A 17865-nucleotide genomic window follows, 5' to 3' on the forward strand; every position below is an offset into this window, starting at 1 on the left:
GGCGGCGGGGCGGTCAGCGGCGGGCGCGGTCAAGAGGCGCAGCAGGACAGCTTGGCCACGTCGCGGGTGTAAGTCTGGGCGGCCAGCTTCAGCCCTTCGGCCATGGTCAGGTAGGGGCACCACAGGTCGGCCATCTGCTGCACCGTCATCTGGTTGGCGAGGGCGTAAACGGCGGTGGCGATCACATCGCCGGCGCCCTCGGCGATGACGTGGGCGCCGAGCAGCTTGCCGGTGCCGGCCTCTGCGACGAGTTTGATCAGGCCGCGGGTGTCGCGGTTGAGCAGTGCCCGGGGCACGTACTGAAGCGGCAGCACGCTGCAGTCGCAGGTGTACCCATGCGTGACGGCCTGCGCGTGGGTCAGTCCGGCGCCCTGCCGGCAAAGCCTCAGGCCACCCGCGTGGATGACGTCGCCTCAGGAACCCAAGGGACTGTACTTCGGAAGAGCGTGTAGGTCGTTGTGGGGCAGGACTCCGGTGGCTCGGACGCGTGGCGTCGTATCCGTTGTTGAGTCCCTTGGGTCCCTTTCACTTTCCCCAGCACGGCCTGGGCCGGAGGCGTTGCCACCACCAGGGATTCCCGCAGCGGGGCGAGGGGCAGCCGCACCCCGGTCTATTGCGTCAGCGGGGAGGGACTGAACTCGGGTCGGCGCACGGTGGTCTTGCTGGTGGCTCGTTAGAAGCAGCCAGCCTGTGTTGCCCGGCTGCGGTGCGACTGCCGCGGGTTCGAGTCCATCATTCACCGTAAGTGATCACCTGGTGACTCTGCGGGAAACGGTCACCGGCTGATTGCGTTCCCGGGCTCATTTGCCCGGCTCCTTCTCAAGGCTTCTTCGTGGCTCCCAGAGTGAACTGTTCGGGGTACGAGTACTTCACGCGCAGGGTCAGGCTCCGCTTCCTGCTCTTCTCGGCCGAGTAGGCGAGCAGGAGTGTGAAGAAGTCGTCACCGTCGGCCGAGCTCCCGACCTCGATGCATCCGTGGCTGAACCCCTTGTGCGAGTTGTGGAGGTAGAAGCTGTCGCGGCCGTGCATGTTGCCGCGGACCGGGGTCAGCGCGACACGGAACGTGCCCCAGGCGGGTTGGGTGGGGCCGGCGCCCCCGATGGGCAGGAACTCGATCCCGCTCTCCCCCGGGTGGTTGATCACGGCCGCGTCTCCCCGCAGGTTCGCCGCCCGCACGGAGTTCTGCCGTGGATTGACATGGGTGACGAAGGAGTAGAGCCCCTCGGGCAGAGGCCCGCGGTTCTTGATCGTTTGAAACGCGGCCATCTGGGAGGTTTCGTCTCCGGACGTCGCCGCGAACAGAAGCCGTCCCGCCGGCCTGACCAAGGTGGGCTGGGATCTGTGCCAGTACAGGAACTTGCCCGAGTACGTCAGGTCGGCGTCCTTGTCCTCGACGTCCTGTACATCGATCTGTATCTCGCCGAGCGCTCTCAAATCGCCCGTGCGTGGCACTTCGACCGCCCGGAACCGTCCCGTGCCCGGGGACCGTCCCGTGAGTTCCAGTTTGCGGAAGGCCCGCTGCGGGGCGTTCACCGGCTCCTTCTCGTCGAAGAAGACCACCGTCGGGTCCTGGAAGAAGACGGCCGTGTGCACGGGATCGTCCGGCCCCACTCCCTTCCACAGGATCGGCCGCGCCTCCTCCCCCACCCGCAGGGTGAGCTGGGACAGTTGTTGCGTCTGGGTGGCCTGGAAGCAGAAGTGGCTCACAGTTGCTGCCCGGTCTTGGGGTCGTAGGCGACCTGTACCGCCACCACTTGGTCGGTGGGCAGGACTTCGACCCATTGGTCGAAGATCTCGTACGGGGCGGGCGGACGGAATCCGCCCTGGAGCGGGTCGAAGCCCGTTTCGAAGACCCGCTCGGTCGCCAGGCCGTTGGTGAAGTCGAGGTTCGACCGCTGGAGTTCGGCGGCGAGCAGGCCGAGGACTTCGCCGACCTTCTTGCCCTGGTACTCGGTCGGGTCACCGGGCTGGAAGGGATAGGGCAGGTCGAGCGCCGCTTCACCCTCCACATCGGCCGCGGCCAGCCAGGCCAGCGCCTCCGTCTCATGACCGGGCCGCACCGGCAGCACGGCTTTGGCCCAGGCCGCGTTGAGGAACTCGCTGCGCCGTTCGTCGCCGTCGATCTGGATGAGCCAGCCCAGTGAGCTGCCCATCGGTGCGGGCTGACTGTCCTCGGTGATGGGGTAGTTCAGGCGCCATTCAGGGGTGGCGTGCAGCAGAGGGTCCACCACGTTGTCCTGGCCCGTGTGCGAGTACCAACCGCCCACGGTCTGGCCCTCCAGAACGGCGGGGTCGGACGTGGCCCAGGGCGGCGGCGGGACCGGATAGCGGCCGACGGTGGCCGGGGTGGGGTGCGGGAGCGGGTCGGGGGCCGGGACCGGGAGGGGGCGCCAGTAGTCGGGGGCGACGAAGTAGAGCATCTCGTCCACGTCGAAGATCTGCCGGATCAGCTCGGATCCGAGGTGGGCGTCCTCGAAGAGGGACAGTTCCCGGATCAGGGCGCCGTAGACGGTCTGGCGTTCCTCGCTGCGCAGGTCCTCGGAGGGGCGCGGACGCATGGCGGAGACCAGCTTCACGCGATCGCGGACCGCTTCGCCGTAGGCCTGGTGCTGGATCGCCGCGACCTTCCGGTCGTAGTCGGCCTTGTCGGCGAGGTACTGCGCCTGCGCCGGATTCTGCGCCGGCGGGCTCCAGGTCAGGGAGAAGGTCAGCTGCAGGACGCGAGCGTCGCCGGAGTTCAGGAAGTCGGCGATCACCTCGAACCGGCCGTGCACGGCGTCCTTGATGGTGATGGGCTCCTCAGCGATGAACTTGCCGTCGCCGCCCCCGGACTTGGCCGATTTCACCGCGACGTGGACCAGGGTGTAGCCGGGCGCCGGCGGATCCGCCGTGAAGGGGGCCGTGGCCACCATGTGGTCGTTTCTGTTGTGGCTGATGATGCGGTCCGAGCCGTCGTCGTGGAAGGGGAAATCCTCGTTGGGCGGGATGTCGTTCTCGGTGCCGGGATATTTGCGCACCGGGAACGACCCAGTGAACTCGGTGATCTTGGTTTCGAGCGGCGCCGGTGGCTCGGGCTTCTTCAGCGAGGACAGGTCCGGGGCCGCCACGGTGTGTACCAGCTCGGCGACCCCCAGATCGCGGCCAGGTGCGTCGAGGTAGACCTGCCAGCACAAGCGCGTGCCGATGTGCTGCAACTGGACGCCGACCTTACGCATCTTGCGTCGCAGCTCGTAGTTGGCCAACTGGCTGGTGGACGGGTTCTGCAGGACGTAGCGGCGGCTTGAGGTGTCGGTGGTATCGGTGACCGTCTTGAATGTGGTCTTGAAGTTTCGCTTGATCTCACTGCTCGCCTTGGAGCTTTGGGTACGGCTGTGCTTATGGGTCTCCTCGGAGGACTTGTGGACGGTTGTGTGCAAGCTGAAGCTGGCACTGGCGTCAGCGTGGTAAATGCCGGCGTTGGCGCCGCCGGTCGCGCTGATGCCGAGCGAGGTGTCGTTGGCGTTGTCCTCCTTCACTGCGTCGGCGATGTCGTCCTGCTCGGTAAGGCTCTCCTCGACCTTGCGGGAGACCTCCTCCGACTGCTCACTGGTCCGCTCCACGAGAACCCTGCGGGTGCTGGTCTCGACGAGTTCAACCGTGCCGCCCGGGCTGAGCCAGACGTGGCCGACAGGTCCGCCGAGGAAACTGTCGAACTCGAAGAAGTACTGCCGGAAGAGGTTGACCACTCCGACCGGCGAAAGGACGCCCTGGGCGGCGGCCGTGACCTGTTCCGCCAGGGCGGCGAGCTGTTCGTGCCGCAGGGTGCGGGCGTCGGACCCGTAGAACGCCGCACCGGTGGGCCGTGGCGCCAGGCCGAGGCCCTGTAGAGCGCGCAGCGAACCCTGTCGGCCGAACCAGCCGGCCAGGGGCTGATAGACGCCGAAGACCTCGGTCGCGTAGGGGTAGGCCCCGCGGAAGTCGGCCGCCGGACGGCCGTTGGGCACAAAGGCTCCCTCGGTCGGCACGGTCAGGACCTGCACGGACTGGGGTGTGCTGACGCCCGGGACGAGGAACTGCACAGGCGCGAGATTCTGCCCCTCGGGGGCCCGGGCGAGCTGGACGTCCCCAGCGCTCTCGCCCGTCGGCGCGGCGAACGACAGGGTCTGGGGCCCGGGTGTGTCGATCATCCGCACGACGTGGACCCGGCCCGAGACAGCGTCCTGCTGGACGGTGATGCCCGCCAGTTGGGGGATGCCGGGGTAGCGGTCGCCGCCGCGCGCGTCCACGCCCCGGCGCAGGCTCAGCGCGACCCGGAATCCCGCGGCCAGCTCGCCGGCCCCCGACGAACCCCCTTGATTGGACTCGACCTTGTAGCTCCAGACGCTGAACCCGCTGTCGAGCGCAGCAGAAGCGGACTTGCCGAGAAAACTGAGAACCAGCACGTTCGGACACCCCCCGAGCAGCCGATGAGACCCCCGTGCCCGGGGACCGCCGTCAGGCTAGCGGCGGAGACGGTGAACGGACACGCAACCCGCATGAATTGCGACGGCAGCAGACGTATGGGGTGATAGTGAGTGACGCCGCTTCAACTCCTTTGCCTCCGCGCCGCATTCATCGAGACGCCGCCGCCACGCTTCCACCAGCTCCCCCACTTCCGACGGCCGCACCGACCCCGCTCGGCGGCTGCCCCGGAGGAGTCAGGGATGACCCGCAATCCGACACGCGTGCTCCCGGACGGCAGACGCCGCCATGGCGACAAACCGTGGTCCCCTGCCTGCCCGCAGCCGCCGCCACCAGGTCATGCCCGAGCCGAAGCCCGTACCGAATGCGGCGCTTGCGCTGAGGCAACAGCGGCTCTAGGCGTTCCCACAGCTCGTCCGACACAATCCACGGCGACGTACCCATGCCGGACGAACGCTCAACTCCCGCCTGGGACACGGCAGCCAGAACCGATCTTTTGGGATTTGAGCGCCGAGAGATACCTTTGCATTCATCGACGAGTATCGAAGTCTGGCCCCTGTACGGGGGTGTGGCCTGCGCGGGACGGTCTTGGGCCGACCGTCCACCCAACGTGTGCCCGCGCCGCATGTGATGACGATGCTCCGAGCAGTCCGTTGTCGTGATCCACGACGTACCGACGAACGCCTGGGACCTGGAACTCGAAGAACTCTTCCTGCAGACCGGAGCCCGCTTCTGCCGCGTGGAAGCCCGGCGGCGGACGCGGGACTACGTCCGTGGACTGCTCGGCCCGGTAGGCCGAAAGAACAGCTGGCAGCTCGCCGAGTACGCCGGCCTTACCACCCCGCACGGCCTGCAGCACCTGCTCTCCCACAGCCGCTGGGATGCCGACGGCCTGCGCGACGACCTGCAGGCCTACCTGGCCGAGCAACTCGGCTACGCAGAAGGCGTGTTGATCCTCGACGACACCAGCTTCGTGAAGAAGGGCGCCACCTCCGCCGGAGTGCAACGCCAGTACACCGGCACCGCCGGACGGACCGAGAACTGCCAAATCGGCGTCTTCGCCGCCTACGCCACCACCCACGGACACGCCCTGGTCGACCGCGAGCTCTACCTGCCCAAGTCCTGGACAGACGACCGGGAACGCTGCCAAGCGGATCGCATCCCCGACGAGCGCACCTTCGCCACCAAGGGCGAACGGCATTACGACTGAGCCGCCGCCCGTCTGCCCGCAGTGTGGGAGTTCGACGGCAACGAACCGACCCGGCAGCGGTGGATGCCGGCCCGCCGCAGCATCAGCAAGCCCGACGAGATCGCCTCCTACCTCGCCTGCGCCCCGCTGGAGGGCCACCGTCGCCGACCTGTCCGTGTTGCCGGATGCCGCTGGAAGATCGAAGTCCTTCCAGAGCGCGAAGAACGAGTGCGGCCTGGACCAGTACGAGGTCCGCCGCTACGTGGGCTGGTACCGGCACATGACGCTCGCCATGCTCGCCCTCGCGTTCCTCTCGGTCATGGCCGTGCAGGAGCGCGGAAAAGGGGTACCGAGGCCGACACCCCCGACCTCGTGGACCTCACACCGGTCGAAATCTCTACACTCCCCACCGCCAGGCCGTTGACCAGGACAAATACAGAAGTCCGGCTGGAGTACTAGTCGGAGCCGTCCGGACCATCCGGACCGCCCGAGCCGTCGGAGCCGTCGGGAGGCAGCGGCTGCTCGGTCCAGATGACCTTGCCGTCGGGTGTGTAGCGCGTACCCCATCGTTCCGCGAGCTGGGCCACGAGGAAGAGGCCGCGTCCGCCCTCGTCCGTCGTGCGGGCCCGCCGCAAGCGCGGGGATGTGCTGCTGCCGTCCGTCACCTCGCAGATCAGCGTGTGATCGCGGATCAGCCGCAGCCGGATGGGGGAACCGCCGTACCGGATGGCGTTGGTGACCAGCTCGCTGACGATCAGCTCGGTGGTGGGTGCCTGCTCGATGAGGTCCCACTTCTCCAGTTGCCCGGTGACCGCCGCGCGGACCCGCGGGACCTCGGCCGGGTCGGCCGACACGTCCCAGTGCGCCGTCCGTCCGGCGTCGAGAGCACGCGTACGGGCGACGAGCAGCGCGATGTCATCGCAGGGATGGGCGGGGAGCAGGGCGTCCAGGACGGCCCGGCAGGTCTCCTCCGGAGAATCGGTGAACGGCCGGGGGGCGGCGAGCGTCCGGCGCAGCCGGCTGAGCCCGGTGTCGAGGTCCTGGCCGCGTTGCTCGATGAGTCCATCGGTGTAGAGGACGATCCGGCTGTCCTCGGGCACCTCGATCTCGTAGGGCTCGAAGGGCAGTCCGCCGAGACCCAGCGGCGGGCCGGTGGGTACGTCGACGAAGTCGACGGTGCCGTCGGGCAGCACGAGTGCCGGCGGGGGGTGGCCGGCACAGGCGAACGTGCAGCGCCGGGACACCGGGTCGTACACCGCGTACAGGCACGTGGCGCCGATGATCCCGTCGTTCCCGCCGCTGTCGGCGTCCAGGCGGCCGACCAGGTCGTCGAGGTGGGTGAGGAGTTCCTCGGGCGGGAGGTCGAGGGCGGAGAAGTTGTGTACGGCGGTGCGAAGCCGACCCATGGTGGTGGCGGCATGGACGCCGTGGCCGACGACGTCACCGACAACGAGAGCCACCCGGCTGCCGGATAGCGGGATGATGTCGAACCAGTCGCCGCCCACCGCGGCCTGCGCGGGCAGGTAGCGGTACGCGACCTCAACGGCGTTCTGAACGGGCAGACCCCGCGGGAGGAGGCTGCGCTGCACCGCCAGTGCCATGGTGTGCTCGCGGGTGAAGCGGCGGGCGTTGTCGATGCAGACCGCGGCCCGCGAGACCAGCTCGCCGGCCAGCCACAGGTCATCGTCCTCGAAGGCGGCGAAGTTCTCGGCACGGTAGAAGCTGACCACACCGAGGGTGACTCCGCGGTCCCGCATCGGCACGGTGATCAGGGAATGGACTCCGGACGCGAGGACCTTCCGGCTGCGCCCCGGGTCGTTGTCCATCCAGTCGACGGCCCGGCTCAGATCCGGCTCCAGCACCGGATGCCCGGTCTCCAGGCAGCGCGCCTGCGGTGAGGCCGGGAGCCAGCTGACCTTCTCGCCGACGGCGTAGAGATGCGAGCCCTCGCGTACCGCCCCGAGCGCCACCCGCCGCAGGCCCTCGCCGAGATCGGTGTGCTCCTCGCCACGCAGGACCGATTCGGGCAGGTCGACGGCGACGAAGTCGGCGAACCGCGGCACCACCGTCTCCACGAGCTCCTCTGCCGTACGGGTCACGTCGAGGGTCCGGCCGATGCTCACGCTGGCGTCGTACAGCAGTTCCAGCCGCTTGCGGGCGAGGAGGGCGAGCCGTCCGACTCCCGGCTCGCCCAGGAGCAACAGCCCCGCGTGCGTATGGGGAACCGGCTCGCTCGGTGCCGCCGGAGCCGTGGGTGTGGCCGGGACTGTGGGGGCGGCGCCCGCGGCCGCTCGCGCTCCGGTGGGATGAAGGGAAGCCGCAACCGCCGCCGACGGCGTCGGTGCCTCGGCCACCAGCGAGCCCGCGCCGGAACCCTCGGGTCCTGCGGGCATGGGTATACGGCACTGAGGGCCAGAGAGTACGGCGACTTCCACGGCGATCCCGGCCTCGCCGGAGGGTGCACACACCTCGCGGCACAGCAGCACCGCGGTCCGGCCGCCGGACAGATTCACCTCGGTGGCCGTCTTGTACGGGGAGGCGATCAGCTCCTGCGCCTTCTCCCGAAGGACGGCCTGATCGATGGGGTCGATCAAGCCCGCGGCCGCCGGTCCCTCCGGAGGCTCACCGAGCGGTCCGGCGGGCGCTCGGGCGACCCGCCGGGTGCGCAGGAACTCGGCCAGCAGTTCACGCTCACGCTGTGAGGCCTGTTCGAGCAGCCGCTGCTCGATCTCGCCGGCGGCCTGTTTCACGAGGGGCAGCAACACCGGATCGGAATGCTTTCGGAAGCACGTGAGATCCAATACCCCTTCGACGCGGCCGCTGAGCGGATCACGGATGGGTGCGCCGGCACAGGCGAGCAGCCGCATACAGTCCGCGAAGTGCTCGCGGCCCAGAACATAGACCGGACGACGTTCGGCCAGCGCGGTACCGACGGCATTGGTGCCCGCGATGGACTCGGGGAAGCCGATGCCCTGGAAGATGTGCGCGGCGTCGAGGTATCTGTTCAGCTCCGCATCGCCGGCCCGGCGCGACAGCACATGCGCCTGGGCGTCCGTGAGAATCACGCTCACCGGTGGTCCGTCCAGCGCGACCGCCAGCCGGTCGAGGACCGGGGCCGCGGCGCTCAACAGCCGCCCGTCCGGGTCCATATCCTGACGACGGCTGAGGAAGAGCCGGTCGGGGACGAGCCCCAGCGACCTGCACCGCTGCCAGGAGGCCAGGATCGGGGTCCTGACGGCGTCTCCCACGTCCTCGACCCGCTCACCCGCCAGAAACCGCTCGTAGGCGTCAAGGAGGCCGCGGCTCTCATCCCAGCCGACCGTCAACCGGATCACTCCTACCCGCATGTGGCATACGACATGTGGTCCAGTATGCAGGATTTTCCGATATCAATAGATATGAGTAAACAATTTGTGCATTCAACCTATTTTGTGCGCAACAGTCATAGGCCTGCGCTGTACAGGCATCGGGTGCGCTGTGTACCGTGCTGCGGCCGGTCGGCGGTCGACTCGGTGCCGCACTCTGCGCAGCCGTCGGGGAATCACTGGTCGTTGGTCGCGCGGCCGGTCACGCCACTAGAAAAGTTCCAGGGCGGCGGAGTGTTCACCTGGATCGGCCGGTCCACGTGGTAGATGCCCGGGGTGCCGCGGCGAGAGCCCGTTCACCCAGGCAATCGAGCCCGGTCCGTACAGCATGGCGACGCACGGTCCTGCTCCCGTCACTCGTCCCACAGGTCGTCACGGACACATTGACGGCCACAGGGCGACACCACGCAGAGATCATCAGTGGCCGCACGATGGTTAGGACGCTGATCTGCAGTGCCGGTGAGCATGGCGCATGAATGCCGACCGGCGAGCTCGGTGACGATGCTGCGGATCGCGAGCCTGTCGCGGACCTCGCCGGGGCTGGCCCGGTAGGCGTCCAGCAGCGCGCGGGCGGTCTGCTCCGGCCGGTTCCACGCCCACCAGGCCCGCGCCATGTCGGTGCCCATGCGCGCCTTCCGCTCTGCCGTCGGGAACTACTCGGCCCGAAGATTCTTCCCGGCCTCCAGGGCCGCGCCTGCGTCGCCGAGTGCCCAGTGCACGCCGACCGCATACAGCTCGACGGCGGCCGGGCTGACGGCGAACAGGCGGCCCGGTGGAACGGTCTGGGGCAGGCGGCGCGCGGCGCGGCGGGCTTCCTCGGTCATGGCCAGGGCCTCGGTGCGCAGTCCGCCCCGGGCGGCGGCGTAGGCCAGGGAGCACGGCATCTGCGCGTGCGCGGCCGCCGTGGCGTCGGTGCGCAGCCCGGTCGCCTCCACGTCTGCGGCCGCCGAGGACATGAGGCGCTGGGCGGCGTCGGTCTGGTCCTGGTGGCGGAGTACGATCGCCGGCTCCCGTGCTGCGGCCGCCGCTGCGAGCGGGGAGCCGGACCTCTGCCCAGGTGCGGGCGCGGTCCGCAGTGAGCCGTGCCCGGTGGTAGGAGCCCAGCTTGATGAGCACAGCGGACGCAAGGCTGTACACGGAGGAAAGCCGGGCCTGGTCGAGGCTGCTGCGCGAGGCGGCGGCGGAGTGGGCGTCGGCGATGAGGTCGGGCAGCGCGGCGAGGAGCGGCGCGTGCGCGCCCTGGTCGTACTGTGCCCGGGCGTCGGTCGGCCGTCCAGGGGCCCGGCGCCGGACGGGGCGGGGGTGGCGGCCAGGCGTCGTCCGGTCCCATCAGCAGGGCGGCCGGTCCGGCGGCCGCCGTGGCGGTGAGCAGTGTACGGCGGCGCAGGGCCAGCAGGGTGACGGTTCCTACGGCCATGACCGCGCCGGCCCGGCCGATGGCGGACAGCCTCCGGGCGTCCAGGATGCGCTCGCCCGGGTCGCGCGGCGGGTGCCGCATGACGTCGTCGCGGGCGGGGTCGACGGCCAGGGCCTCGCGGGCGGACCGTCCATGATGATGTTGATCCACAGCAGCTGAGCCGCCGTCAGCGGGGCGGGGAGCCCGGCGAGTGAGGCTCCCAACAGGGTGAGGATGGCACCGATGTTGGCGGCCGGCTGGAAGCGGACGAACTTGACGATGTTCGCGTAGACGGCACGGCCCTCGCGGACCGCACGCACGATCGTGGAGAAGTCGTCGTCGGTGAGGACCATGTCGGCGGCTTCCTTGGCCACGTCCGTGCCGGTGCGGCCCATGGCCGCCCCGATGTGGGCGGCTCGCAGCGCCGCCGCGTCGTTCACGCCGTCGCCGGTCATGGCGACGATGTGCCCGCGGCTGGACAGCGCCCGCACGATCGCGACCTTGTGTCCGGGCGCGACACGGGCGAAGACGCCGATGTCGTCGATACGCGCTGCCAGTTCGTCCTCGGACATCCGGTCCAGCTCGGTGCCGGTCACCACCTCGCCGGCGATGCCGAGCTCGCGTGCGACGGCCACCGCTCGCAGCGCGAGGCCGGACAGCGACTCGCCGCGCACCAGCGCGACGAGGGTGTACGCCAGGACGGCGACGCCGCTCAGCAGCGCCAACCGTCGGCCCAGGCTGTCGAGTTGGACCTGCAGGCGGCTGGGCGGTTCGGTTCCGGCGCGCAACGCCTCGGCGATCGCGCCGAGGCGTTGCACATGCCGGTGGCCGTGACGATCAGCTCGGCGCGGCCCCGGGACAGGGCGGTGTTCATGAACAGCATGCCGGTGCGCTCGGCGAGCGGCACGGGAGCGGTGCCGGCCGGTGCGACGGCCGCGGCGGACTTGGCGACGGGCTGCGACTCGCCGGTCAGGGCGGCTTCGGCGACCTCCACCGACTCCGCGACGAGCAGTCTGCCGTCGGCCGGCACACGGTCGCCCGCCTCCAGCAGGACCACGTCCCCAGGGACCAGGGTGTCCGCCTCGACGACCCGTTCGGTACCGTCGCGGCGGATCCTGGCGCTCGGCACGAGCATCCGGCGCAGCGCCTCCAGGCTGCGCTCGGCGCGCCGCTCCTGGACGTAGCCGAGGACGGCGTTGATCTGCAGCACGACCGTGATCACCACGGCGTCCTTGACGTCTGAGATGGCCGCGGCGACGACGGCGGCGATCAGCAGGATGCCGATGAGCCAGTTGCGGAACGGGTCGAGGAACTTCAGCCACTTGGGCCGCCGGGACGGTTCGGCCAGCCGGTTCGGGCCGTGGGCGGCCGCGCGTTCGGCGACCCGCCGGGCGCTCGTCCCACGCCCGGGTCGACGCCGAGACGGTCGGCGACCCGCGCCGGGGCCAACAGGTGGACGTCCCGGTCCTGCGCCGCTGCGGCAGCATGCTCGACCTCGGCCGTCTCGGCGTCGACCCGGGCGTGGCCGATGAGGGTGCGGCCGGCCGAGCCCGGCAGCATCTCCGTGGCGTTGTGGTGGGCCGCGATCACGACCAGTTGGGCACCGCCACTCGCCTCGACGAGGGCTCGTCCCGCGCGGCCCCGCACCTTTGAAAGCCAGCGTCCGTCGGACGACATCAGGCCGCAGTGGGCCATGCGGGCCCCAACTGCGCACCGTCAGGCCCTCCCCCGTTGGTCGTGCGACGGCCAGCCTGGAGGTGGGAGGCACTTGCGCGGCATCCGTCGCGCCGAGACCGGAGGTGCGCCATGGCCGGACCTGTCGTCGTCGGATTCGACGGCTCCCCCGCGAGCGTGACAGCAGCGTGGTGGGCGGCGCGCGAAGCCGTGCACCGTCACCTGCCCGTCCTCCTTCTGCATTCGTGGACCACCCAGCCGCTCGACGTGCCCATCGCGCAGGAAACCTTCGGTAAGCAGTGCTATGGAGGACAGGTGCTGCAGCGGATGGAGGCCGAGCTGCTGCACCGTTACGGCGGACTCTCCCTGGTCACGGCAGTGGTCTCGGACCCCGCACCGAAGGCCCTCGTGGACGCGGGTGACAGCGCGACGCCGCTGGTGGTCGGTTCCCGTCGACGCCGTGCGCTACGCCGCAGACCGCCTGTCGGACGGAGCGGGTCCTCGGTCCCTCGCCGCGGTGGGCGAGGTGCACCGGCCGCTCACCGAGCGCCTGCTGCCGCACGAGTACGCCGAGGAACACCAGTTGTATCCCGCGCTCGCCCCGAGTCTCGCGGCCCCGAGGCGACTGCCACCATGAGCCGCACGCCCGCGGAGATCGAACGACTCGCCCGGCGCATCGCCACCCAGGTGACATTGGCCGGCCGCGACGGATCCCTGTCGCCGGAGCAGCTCGACGACCTGCGGGCCTGCCTGTACGGCCTGCGCACCGTGTTGCGCCTGCACTTCACGCAGGAGGAGGAGAGCTACTTCTCCCTCGCACCCTGAGGGCCCCTGCGGACCACGCTCATCGAGGAGACGACATGACCGATCCCCCGCGAAACCCGGACACCGCACGGCCGGTCCTCGACTGCGCCCACCTCGTCCGGCGGTTCGGCGACCGCACCGCCGTCGACGATGTGAGCCTGCGGATCGCGCCGGGCGAGACGTACGGGCTGCTCGGCCCCAACGGCGCCGGCAAGACGACCACGATCCGGATGGTCTGCGGGCTGTTGCGCCCCGACGCCGGTACCGTGTGCGTGGCGGACCGTCCCGTGGGCACAGCGGCCGGGCCCGCCAAGCAGCTGATCGGCTTCGTCCCGCAGGACGTGGCGCTCTACCCGGACCTGAGCGTCCGCGAGAACCTCCGCTTCTTCGGCCGGCTGTACCGGCTGCCGCGCCGTCGGCTCGAGCGCCGCGTCGACGAGGTGCTGGACCTCATCGACCTGGTGGCCCGCGCGGGCGACCGCGTCGACTCGCTGTCGGGCGGCATGCGCCGACGCCTCAACATCGGTGCCGGCCTGGTGCACTCACCGACCCTGCTGGTGTTGGACGAGCCCACCGTGGGCGTCGACCCGCAGAGCCGGCACGCGATCCTCGAGAGCGTCACCCGGTTCGGCGAGGAGGGCATGGCCGTTCTCTACACCACGCACTACATGGAGGAGGCCGAGCGCCTGTGCGACCGGGTCGGCATCATCGACCGCGGCCGCCTGGTCGCCGAGGGCAGCCCGCGCGAACTGGTACAGCTGGTGGCCGAGCGCGACCGGGTCCGGCTCACCGCCGTCGGGGACCTGTCGGCGTACGCGGAGACCTGCCGTCGCCTCCCCCGTGTCGAGGGTGTCGCCCGCGGCGGTGACCACGGCGACGTGGTCGAGCTGGTCGTCAAGGACGCGCGGAGCCTGCTGCCGGACCTGCTCGACCTCGCCCACCAGCAGGCCGTCGACATCCGCAGCGTGGAGATCGACGAGCCCGACCTGGAGGCGGTCTTCCTCCACCTGACCGGCACCGCCCTGAGGGAGTGAGCCGTCGTGCGTGTCGTCCTCGCCATCGCCGCCAAGGACTTGCGGCAGCGGCTGCGCGACCGGTCCGCCTGGGTGATCGTGTTCCTGGCGCCGGTGCTGATCTCCGCTCTGATGGCCCTGGCGTTCAACAACAACGACGAGTTCCGCGCGAACCTCGGCATCGTGGACCTGGACCGGGGTCCGGCCGCCGCCGGGCTCACCCAGGTGCTGGAGAGCCGGGAGCTTCGAGGCACGGTCCAGGTGCGGTCGTACGACGCCGAGGCCGCTGCCCGGCGGGCGGTGGACGCGGGCGACGTGCACGCCGCGATCGTCCTGCCGAAGGGGTTCACCGAGTCGCTGCACGGCGGCAGCGCCGCGCCGGTACGGGTCCTGGACAGCGTCGACTACGGCCTGCAGGCGCAGCTCGCCCGGGCGGTCACCGAGTCGTACGTCGCCCAGGTCAACGCCGACCGGCTGTCGGTCGTCACGGCCGTGTCCGCGGGCGCCCCGCAGAGCGACATCCCTCGACTGGCCGCCAGGGCGGCCCTGTTGAGGCTGCCGGAACAGGTGCGGGCGCAAGGGCTGCCCGACGACCCGCTGAAGGTGATCAGCTACTTCGGGCCGAGCATGGGCATGTTCTTCGTGCTGTTCACGGTCGGTTTCGGAGCGCGCGGCTACTTCATCGAACAGCAACAGGGCACCCTCGACCGGATCGCCGCGGCACCCGTGGGGCGGGGTGCGCTACTGATCGGCAAGTCGGTCTCGACGTTCGTCTACAGCCTGGCCGGCCTCGCCACCGTGACGCTGGTGTCGTGGCTCGCCTTCGACGCCGCCTGGGCCGACCCGCTCGGGGTCGCGGCGCTCAGCGTGGCCATGGCGGTGTGCGTGGTGTGCCTGACCGCGCTGGTCATCGCGCTCGTGCGAACCGAACAGCAGGCCCAGGGGCTCTCCTCGATCCTGGTCTTCGCGCTCGTCCTGCTCGGCGGCAACTTCGTCTTCGCCTCCGGTACGACGCCGCTGATCCGCCGCCTCGCCCTGTTCACGCCCAACGGCTGGGCCCTGCGCGGGTTCACCGATCTGGGCACCGGCGTACGCGGCTGGGACGCCGTCGGCACGCCGCTGCTCGGCATCGCCGCGTTCTCGGCGGTCGTGATCGCGGTGACGGCTCTGCTCCTTCGGCTGAGGAGGACGCCATGACCGCGCTGGCCGTGACCCGGGCCACCCTCGCGCGTGTGCTGCGCGACCGCACCGCGCTGTTCTTCATGGTGCTGCTCCCGGTCGCCATCATCGTCGTCATCGGCGTCACCGTCAGCGGCTTCGACGAGTTCCGGATCGGGCTCGTCCCGGCCTCTCAAGCGGGCCCGGTGGCACGGGAGTTGACTGCGGACATCCAGGACGCGCCAGGGCTGCGGACCCACATCTACGACACCGCGACCGACGCGCGCACCGCGCTGCGCCGGGCCGAGCTGGACGCGGTCGTCCTCGTTCCTTCCGGGCTCGACGCGGACGTACGGGCCGGACACTCCGTCACCGTGCGGGTCCTGGTGGAGCCCTCGGGCAGTGCCGGGCACTCGGCCGTGACCTCGGTGTCGGCCGTGGTGGCCGAGCACGCGGCACGCCTGCAGGCCGCCCGCTTCGCCCAAGACGAGACCGGCGGCTCCTTCGACGGCGCCCTCGCGCTCGCCCACAACGCGGAGCGGGCCTCGTCCCCCATCGCCGTACGCACCGAGACCGTCAACGGCCGGAGCGACTACCTGCCGCTGGGCTACGGCTACAGCACGCCGACCATGCTGGTGCTGTTCGTGTTCATCAACGCCCTGGCGGGCGGTGCGGCCATCGTGCAGACCCGCCGGACCGGTGTGTACACGCGGGCGCTCGCGGCACCGGTCGCCGCCCGCACCCTGGTGTTCGGGGAGACGGTCGCCTATCTGGCGCTGGCCGTCCTGCAGTCCCTGCTGCTCATCGGCATCGGGGCGTTGGCCTTCAACGTCTCCTGGGGCGATCCGCTCGCCGCCGGGGTCCTGGTCGCCGTGTGGGCGCTGGTCGGTACCGGCGCCGGGGTGCTGGCCGGGGCCGTGTTCCGCACGCCGGAGCAGGTGCACGCGATCGGCCCGGCCCTCGGCATCGGGATGGGCATGCTGGGCGGCTGCATGTGGCCACTGGCCCTCGTTCCCGGCTGGCTGCGTGCGGCAGGGCACGCAGTGCCGCACGCCTGGGCCGTCGACGCGTGGACGACACTGCTGTCCCAGGACGGGGACCTGCCCTCGATCATGCGGGACCTGGCCGTCCTCGCAGGCTTCGCCGTGGTGCTCCTCACCTGCGCGTCGCTGGCCCTGCGGCACCGCCTGATCACCAGTCCCGGGGAGTGACCGACCGGCCCCCCGCCTCGGGCCGGTCGGCCCGCGATGACGGCAACTGCCCTGCGGTGTACTGGAGTTGAGCACAAGTCCGCACTGCTGCAGGAGAGGAGAACCACCATGATGACACCTCGTGCCGTCCGCCGTGTCGTGCTGGGCGTCGTGGTGCTGGCGCTCGCGGCGTCGGCGCCGGCGGCCGCGACCGGCGGCCGTACGGACGCCGGGGCCGGCGTCGCCGCGAAGACCGCACCGGCCCGCAAGGGCAGTCCGCGCTCCGCCGTCGACCGGGTCGCCGATTTCTACGGTGCCTACGTCGACGTCCTGTACGACTCCGGTCGCAACGGGCTGGCCGACGCTCTGCGCGCCCATTACCTGACCGTCGGCCTGCGCGCGAACCTGGCGCAGTGGGAGAGCGCCCACCACAAGGACGGCGTACTGCGCGCCAAGGGCGTGCCGATCGCCTGGGAGGTCGTCTACAACGACAGCGGGATGGGGCACTGCTGGACCAGGGTCACGCTCACCTGGCAGGACTCCGGTGACCGGGTCCACCGCACCCACCTGATGATCCAGTCCGATCTCGAGTCGCAGCTGATCTCCGGTATCCGCGCCGACGGTTGACACCGCGTCGGACGGGCCCGCCGAATCCTGTCGGCCACCGGGAGCACCGGCCGGCCCATCCCGGCCCATGAGCGCGGTTGCCCCTCTACCCGGCGTTCAACGGGGTGACCCACTGGCACCAGCTCTTCGGGATGATGCTCCGCTTCTCACGGTCCGGCCCGCTCCGCGCCCGCCCGCACGGCGTGGGCCGATCGGACCCGGAACCGGGCGCGCCCCGGCCCGTGATCCGGGGTCGATGTCCTCATGGCGGCGCGCCCTGCCTCGGGCCAGGATTCATGGGTATCCGGGGTGCCGGAAATCACCGGTACTCCGCGGACCAACCGGCAGGAGGCGGCGATCATGAGGCGGATACGGGAAACCCGTCGCCCCAGGACTCCGCGACAGCCGGATCTCCCCCAGGATCTGCGCACGCCTTCGGGGCGGCCCCGCCCTTACTGAGCAAGGGGTATCCGCGTAGCGGGCAAGAGGCCTCCCGAGCATGTCCGTCTTGCGGCCTCCACGGAGCGGCGGGCACTTGGGGCGACAGACCTCGACGCGTTCACCAGCGTCTTCGAGGAAGGCGGCGAGACCGGCCACGGGTGTGAGCGGGGGCGTTGGTGGTCTCCAGGACGGCGCCTATGGGGCTGACGGCGGCTGCGGCGAGTGTGTCGCGGTGGGTGTCGACTCCTATGACGCCGTCGATGTGTTCTGCGAGCATGGTCACGCGGTTGTTCTCCTCCGGGCGGACGGGCCGTGGTCGGCGTCAGCCTGGGTGGAGTCACCACGTGGCGAAACTGTGATGAGTCACGCCGGACGGCGGACAAGCTGCTGATCAAGCCAGCGGCTGGGCCAGACCGACGCCCGCGTCCGGCAGACATCTCGGGGCACGGCCGCCCCTGACGGGGCGCCAGTTATGTTGCGAGTCATGCCGGATCACGAGGGCCGAGCCTGGCAGCAACCCATCCCGGGCCGCAGAAGAACGGACGAGCGCCCGTTCTCCGGAGTCCACCGTCCATCCGTGCCAGGGTTC

The 17865-nt window shown here is 70.4% G+C and carries 14 protein-coding genes and 5 pseudogenes; 7 read left to right on the forward strand and 12 right to left on the reverse strand.

Going from position 1 to position 17865, the window contains the following annotated elements:
* Nucleotides 1-29: 29 nt before the first annotated feature.
* The 4 genes and pseudogenes from ACFY1J_RS38580 to ACFY1J_RS38595 form a co-directional block, all read right to left on the reverse strand.
* Nucleotides 30-365, reverse strand: a pseudogene (locus tag ACFY1J_RS38580) (mercuric reductase); the annotation flags it as partial.
* A 454-nt stretch (nucleotides 366-819) separates the two neighbouring features.
* The gene (locus ACFY1J_RS38585) at nucleotides 820-1707 is read right to left on the reverse strand and encodes a hypothetical protein (RefSeq protein ID WP_390707621.1); all 888 of its coding nucleotides are present in this window, start codon (nucleotides 1705-1707) and stop codon (nucleotides 820-822) included.
* Nucleotides 1704-4421 carry a hypothetical protein gene (locus ACFY1J_RS38590; RefSeq protein WP_390707622.1) on the reverse strand — a complete coding sequence of 906 codons (2718 nt, stop codon included), beginning with the start codon at nucleotides 4419-4421 and terminating at the stop codon, nucleotides 1704-1706. The genes ACFY1J_RS38585 and ACFY1J_RS38590 overlap by 4 nt, the downstream gene beginning before the upstream one ends.
* 376 nt (nucleotides 4422-4797) lie before the next feature.
* A pseudogene (locus ACFY1J_RS38595) lies at nucleotides 4798-4922 on the reverse strand (IS5/IS1182 family transposase); the annotation flags it as partial.
* 179 nt (nucleotides 4923-5101) lie between these two features.
* Between ACFY1J_RS38595 and ACFY1J_RS38600 the strand changes: the two are divergent.
* Nucleotides 5102-6053: pseudogene (locus tag ACFY1J_RS38600) on the forward strand (IS701 family transposase).
* Between the two features lie 31 nt (nucleotides 6054-6084).
* Here ACFY1J_RS38600 and ACFY1J_RS38605 read toward each other — a convergent pair.
* From ACFY1J_RS38605 to ACFY1J_RS38635, 7 genes are all read right to left on the reverse strand, one after another.
* Nucleotides 6085-8976, reverse strand: a complete 2892-nt coding sequence (locus tag ACFY1J_RS38605) for a SpoIIE family protein phosphatase (protein ID WP_390732866.1) — start codon at nucleotides 8974-8976, stop codon at nucleotides 6085-6087.
* 371 nt (nucleotides 8977-9347) lie between these two features.
* Complete coding sequence (locus ACFY1J_RS38610) at nucleotides 9348-9620, reverse strand: hypothetical protein (protein WP_390732867.1); 273 nt, start codon at nucleotides 9618-9620, stop codon at nucleotides 9348-9350.
* 27 nt (nucleotides 9621-9647) lie between these two features.
* Entirely contained in the window at nucleotides 9648-9818 is a 171-nt protein-coding gene (locus tag ACFY1J_RS38615; protein WP_390732868.1) for a hypothetical protein, read from the reverse strand.
* A complete protein-coding gene (locus ACFY1J_RS38620; protein WP_390732869.1) occupies nucleotides 9815-10492 on the reverse strand; it encodes a hypothetical protein in 678 nt (225 codons plus the stop codon). The genes ACFY1J_RS38615 and ACFY1J_RS38620 overlap by 4 nt, the downstream gene beginning before the upstream one ends.
* Nucleotides 10402-11115 carry an HAD-IC family P-type ATPase gene (locus tag ACFY1J_RS38625; RefSeq protein ID WP_390732870.1) on the reverse strand — a complete coding sequence of 238 codons (714 nt, stop codon included), beginning with the start codon at nucleotides 11113-11115 and terminating at the stop codon, nucleotides 10402-10404. Before ACFY1J_RS38625 ends, ACFY1J_RS38620 begins: the two co-directional genes overlap by 91 nt.
* Nucleotides 11103-11738 (reverse strand): HAD-IC family P-type ATPase, encoded by a 636-nt coding sequence (locus ACFY1J_RS38630; RefSeq protein WP_390732903.1) that lies wholly within the window; start codon nucleotides 11736-11738, stop codon nucleotides 11103-11105. The genes ACFY1J_RS38625 and ACFY1J_RS38630 overlap by 13 nt, the downstream gene beginning before the upstream one ends.
* Nucleotides 11705-12067, reverse strand: a complete 363-nt coding sequence (locus ACFY1J_RS38635) for a hypothetical protein (protein ID WP_390732905.1) — start codon at nucleotides 12065-12067, stop codon at nucleotides 11705-11707. Before ACFY1J_RS38635 ends, ACFY1J_RS38630 begins: the two co-directional genes overlap by 34 nt.
* A gap of 129 nt (nucleotides 12068-12196) precedes the next feature.
* On the opposite strand from ACFY1J_RS38635, the pseudogene ACFY1J_RS38640 reads away from it, so the two are divergent.
* From ACFY1J_RS38640 to ACFY1J_RS38665, 6 genes and pseudogenes are all read left to right on the forward strand, one after another.
* A pseudogene (locus ACFY1J_RS38640) lies at nucleotides 12197-12481 on the forward strand (universal stress protein); the annotation flags it as partial.
* Between the two features lie 34 nt (nucleotides 12482-12515).
* A pseudogene (locus ACFY1J_RS38645) lies at nucleotides 12516-12889 on the forward strand (hemerythrin domain-containing protein); the annotation flags it as partial.
* A gap of 35 nt (nucleotides 12890-12924) precedes the next feature.
* Nucleotides 12925-13902 carry an ATP-binding cassette domain-containing protein gene (locus tag ACFY1J_RS38650; protein ID WP_390708089.1) on the forward strand — a complete coding sequence of 326 codons (978 nt, stop codon included), beginning with the start codon at nucleotides 12925-12927 and terminating at the stop codon, nucleotides 13900-13902.
* A 6-nt stretch (nucleotides 13903-13908) separates the two neighbouring features.
* Nucleotides 13909-15078 (forward strand): ABC transporter permease, encoded by a 1170-nt coding sequence (locus ACFY1J_RS38655; RefSeq protein ID WP_390732871.1) that lies wholly within the window; start codon nucleotides 13909-13911, stop codon nucleotides 15076-15078.
* Complete coding sequence (locus tag ACFY1J_RS38660) at nucleotides 15075-16250, forward strand: ABC transporter permease (protein WP_390732872.1); 1176 nt, start codon at nucleotides 15075-15077, stop codon at nucleotides 16248-16250. Before ACFY1J_RS38655 ends, ACFY1J_RS38660 begins: the two co-directional genes overlap by 4 nt.
* Before the next feature lie 108 nt (nucleotides 16251-16358).
* Nucleotides 16359-16856 carry a hypothetical protein gene (locus ACFY1J_RS38665; protein ID WP_390707630.1) on the forward strand — a complete coding sequence of 166 codons (498 nt, stop codon included), beginning with the start codon at nucleotides 16359-16361 and terminating at the stop codon, nucleotides 16854-16856.
* A 538-nt stretch (nucleotides 16857-17394) separates the two neighbouring features.
* Here the strand turns inward: ACFY1J_RS38665 and ACFY1J_RS38670 are convergent.
* The gene (locus tag ACFY1J_RS38670) at nucleotides 17395-17559 is read right to left on the reverse strand and encodes a hypothetical protein (RefSeq protein WP_390732873.1); all 165 of its coding nucleotides are present in this window, start codon (nucleotides 17557-17559) and stop codon (nucleotides 17395-17397) included.
* Between the last annotated feature and the right edge of the window lie 306 nt (nucleotides 17560-17865).

Origin of the sequence: Streptomyces sp. NPDC001406 (assembly GCF_042895285.1) — a bacterium.
GTDB lineage: Bacteria > Actinomycetota > Actinomycetes > Streptomycetales > Streptomycetaceae > Streptomyces.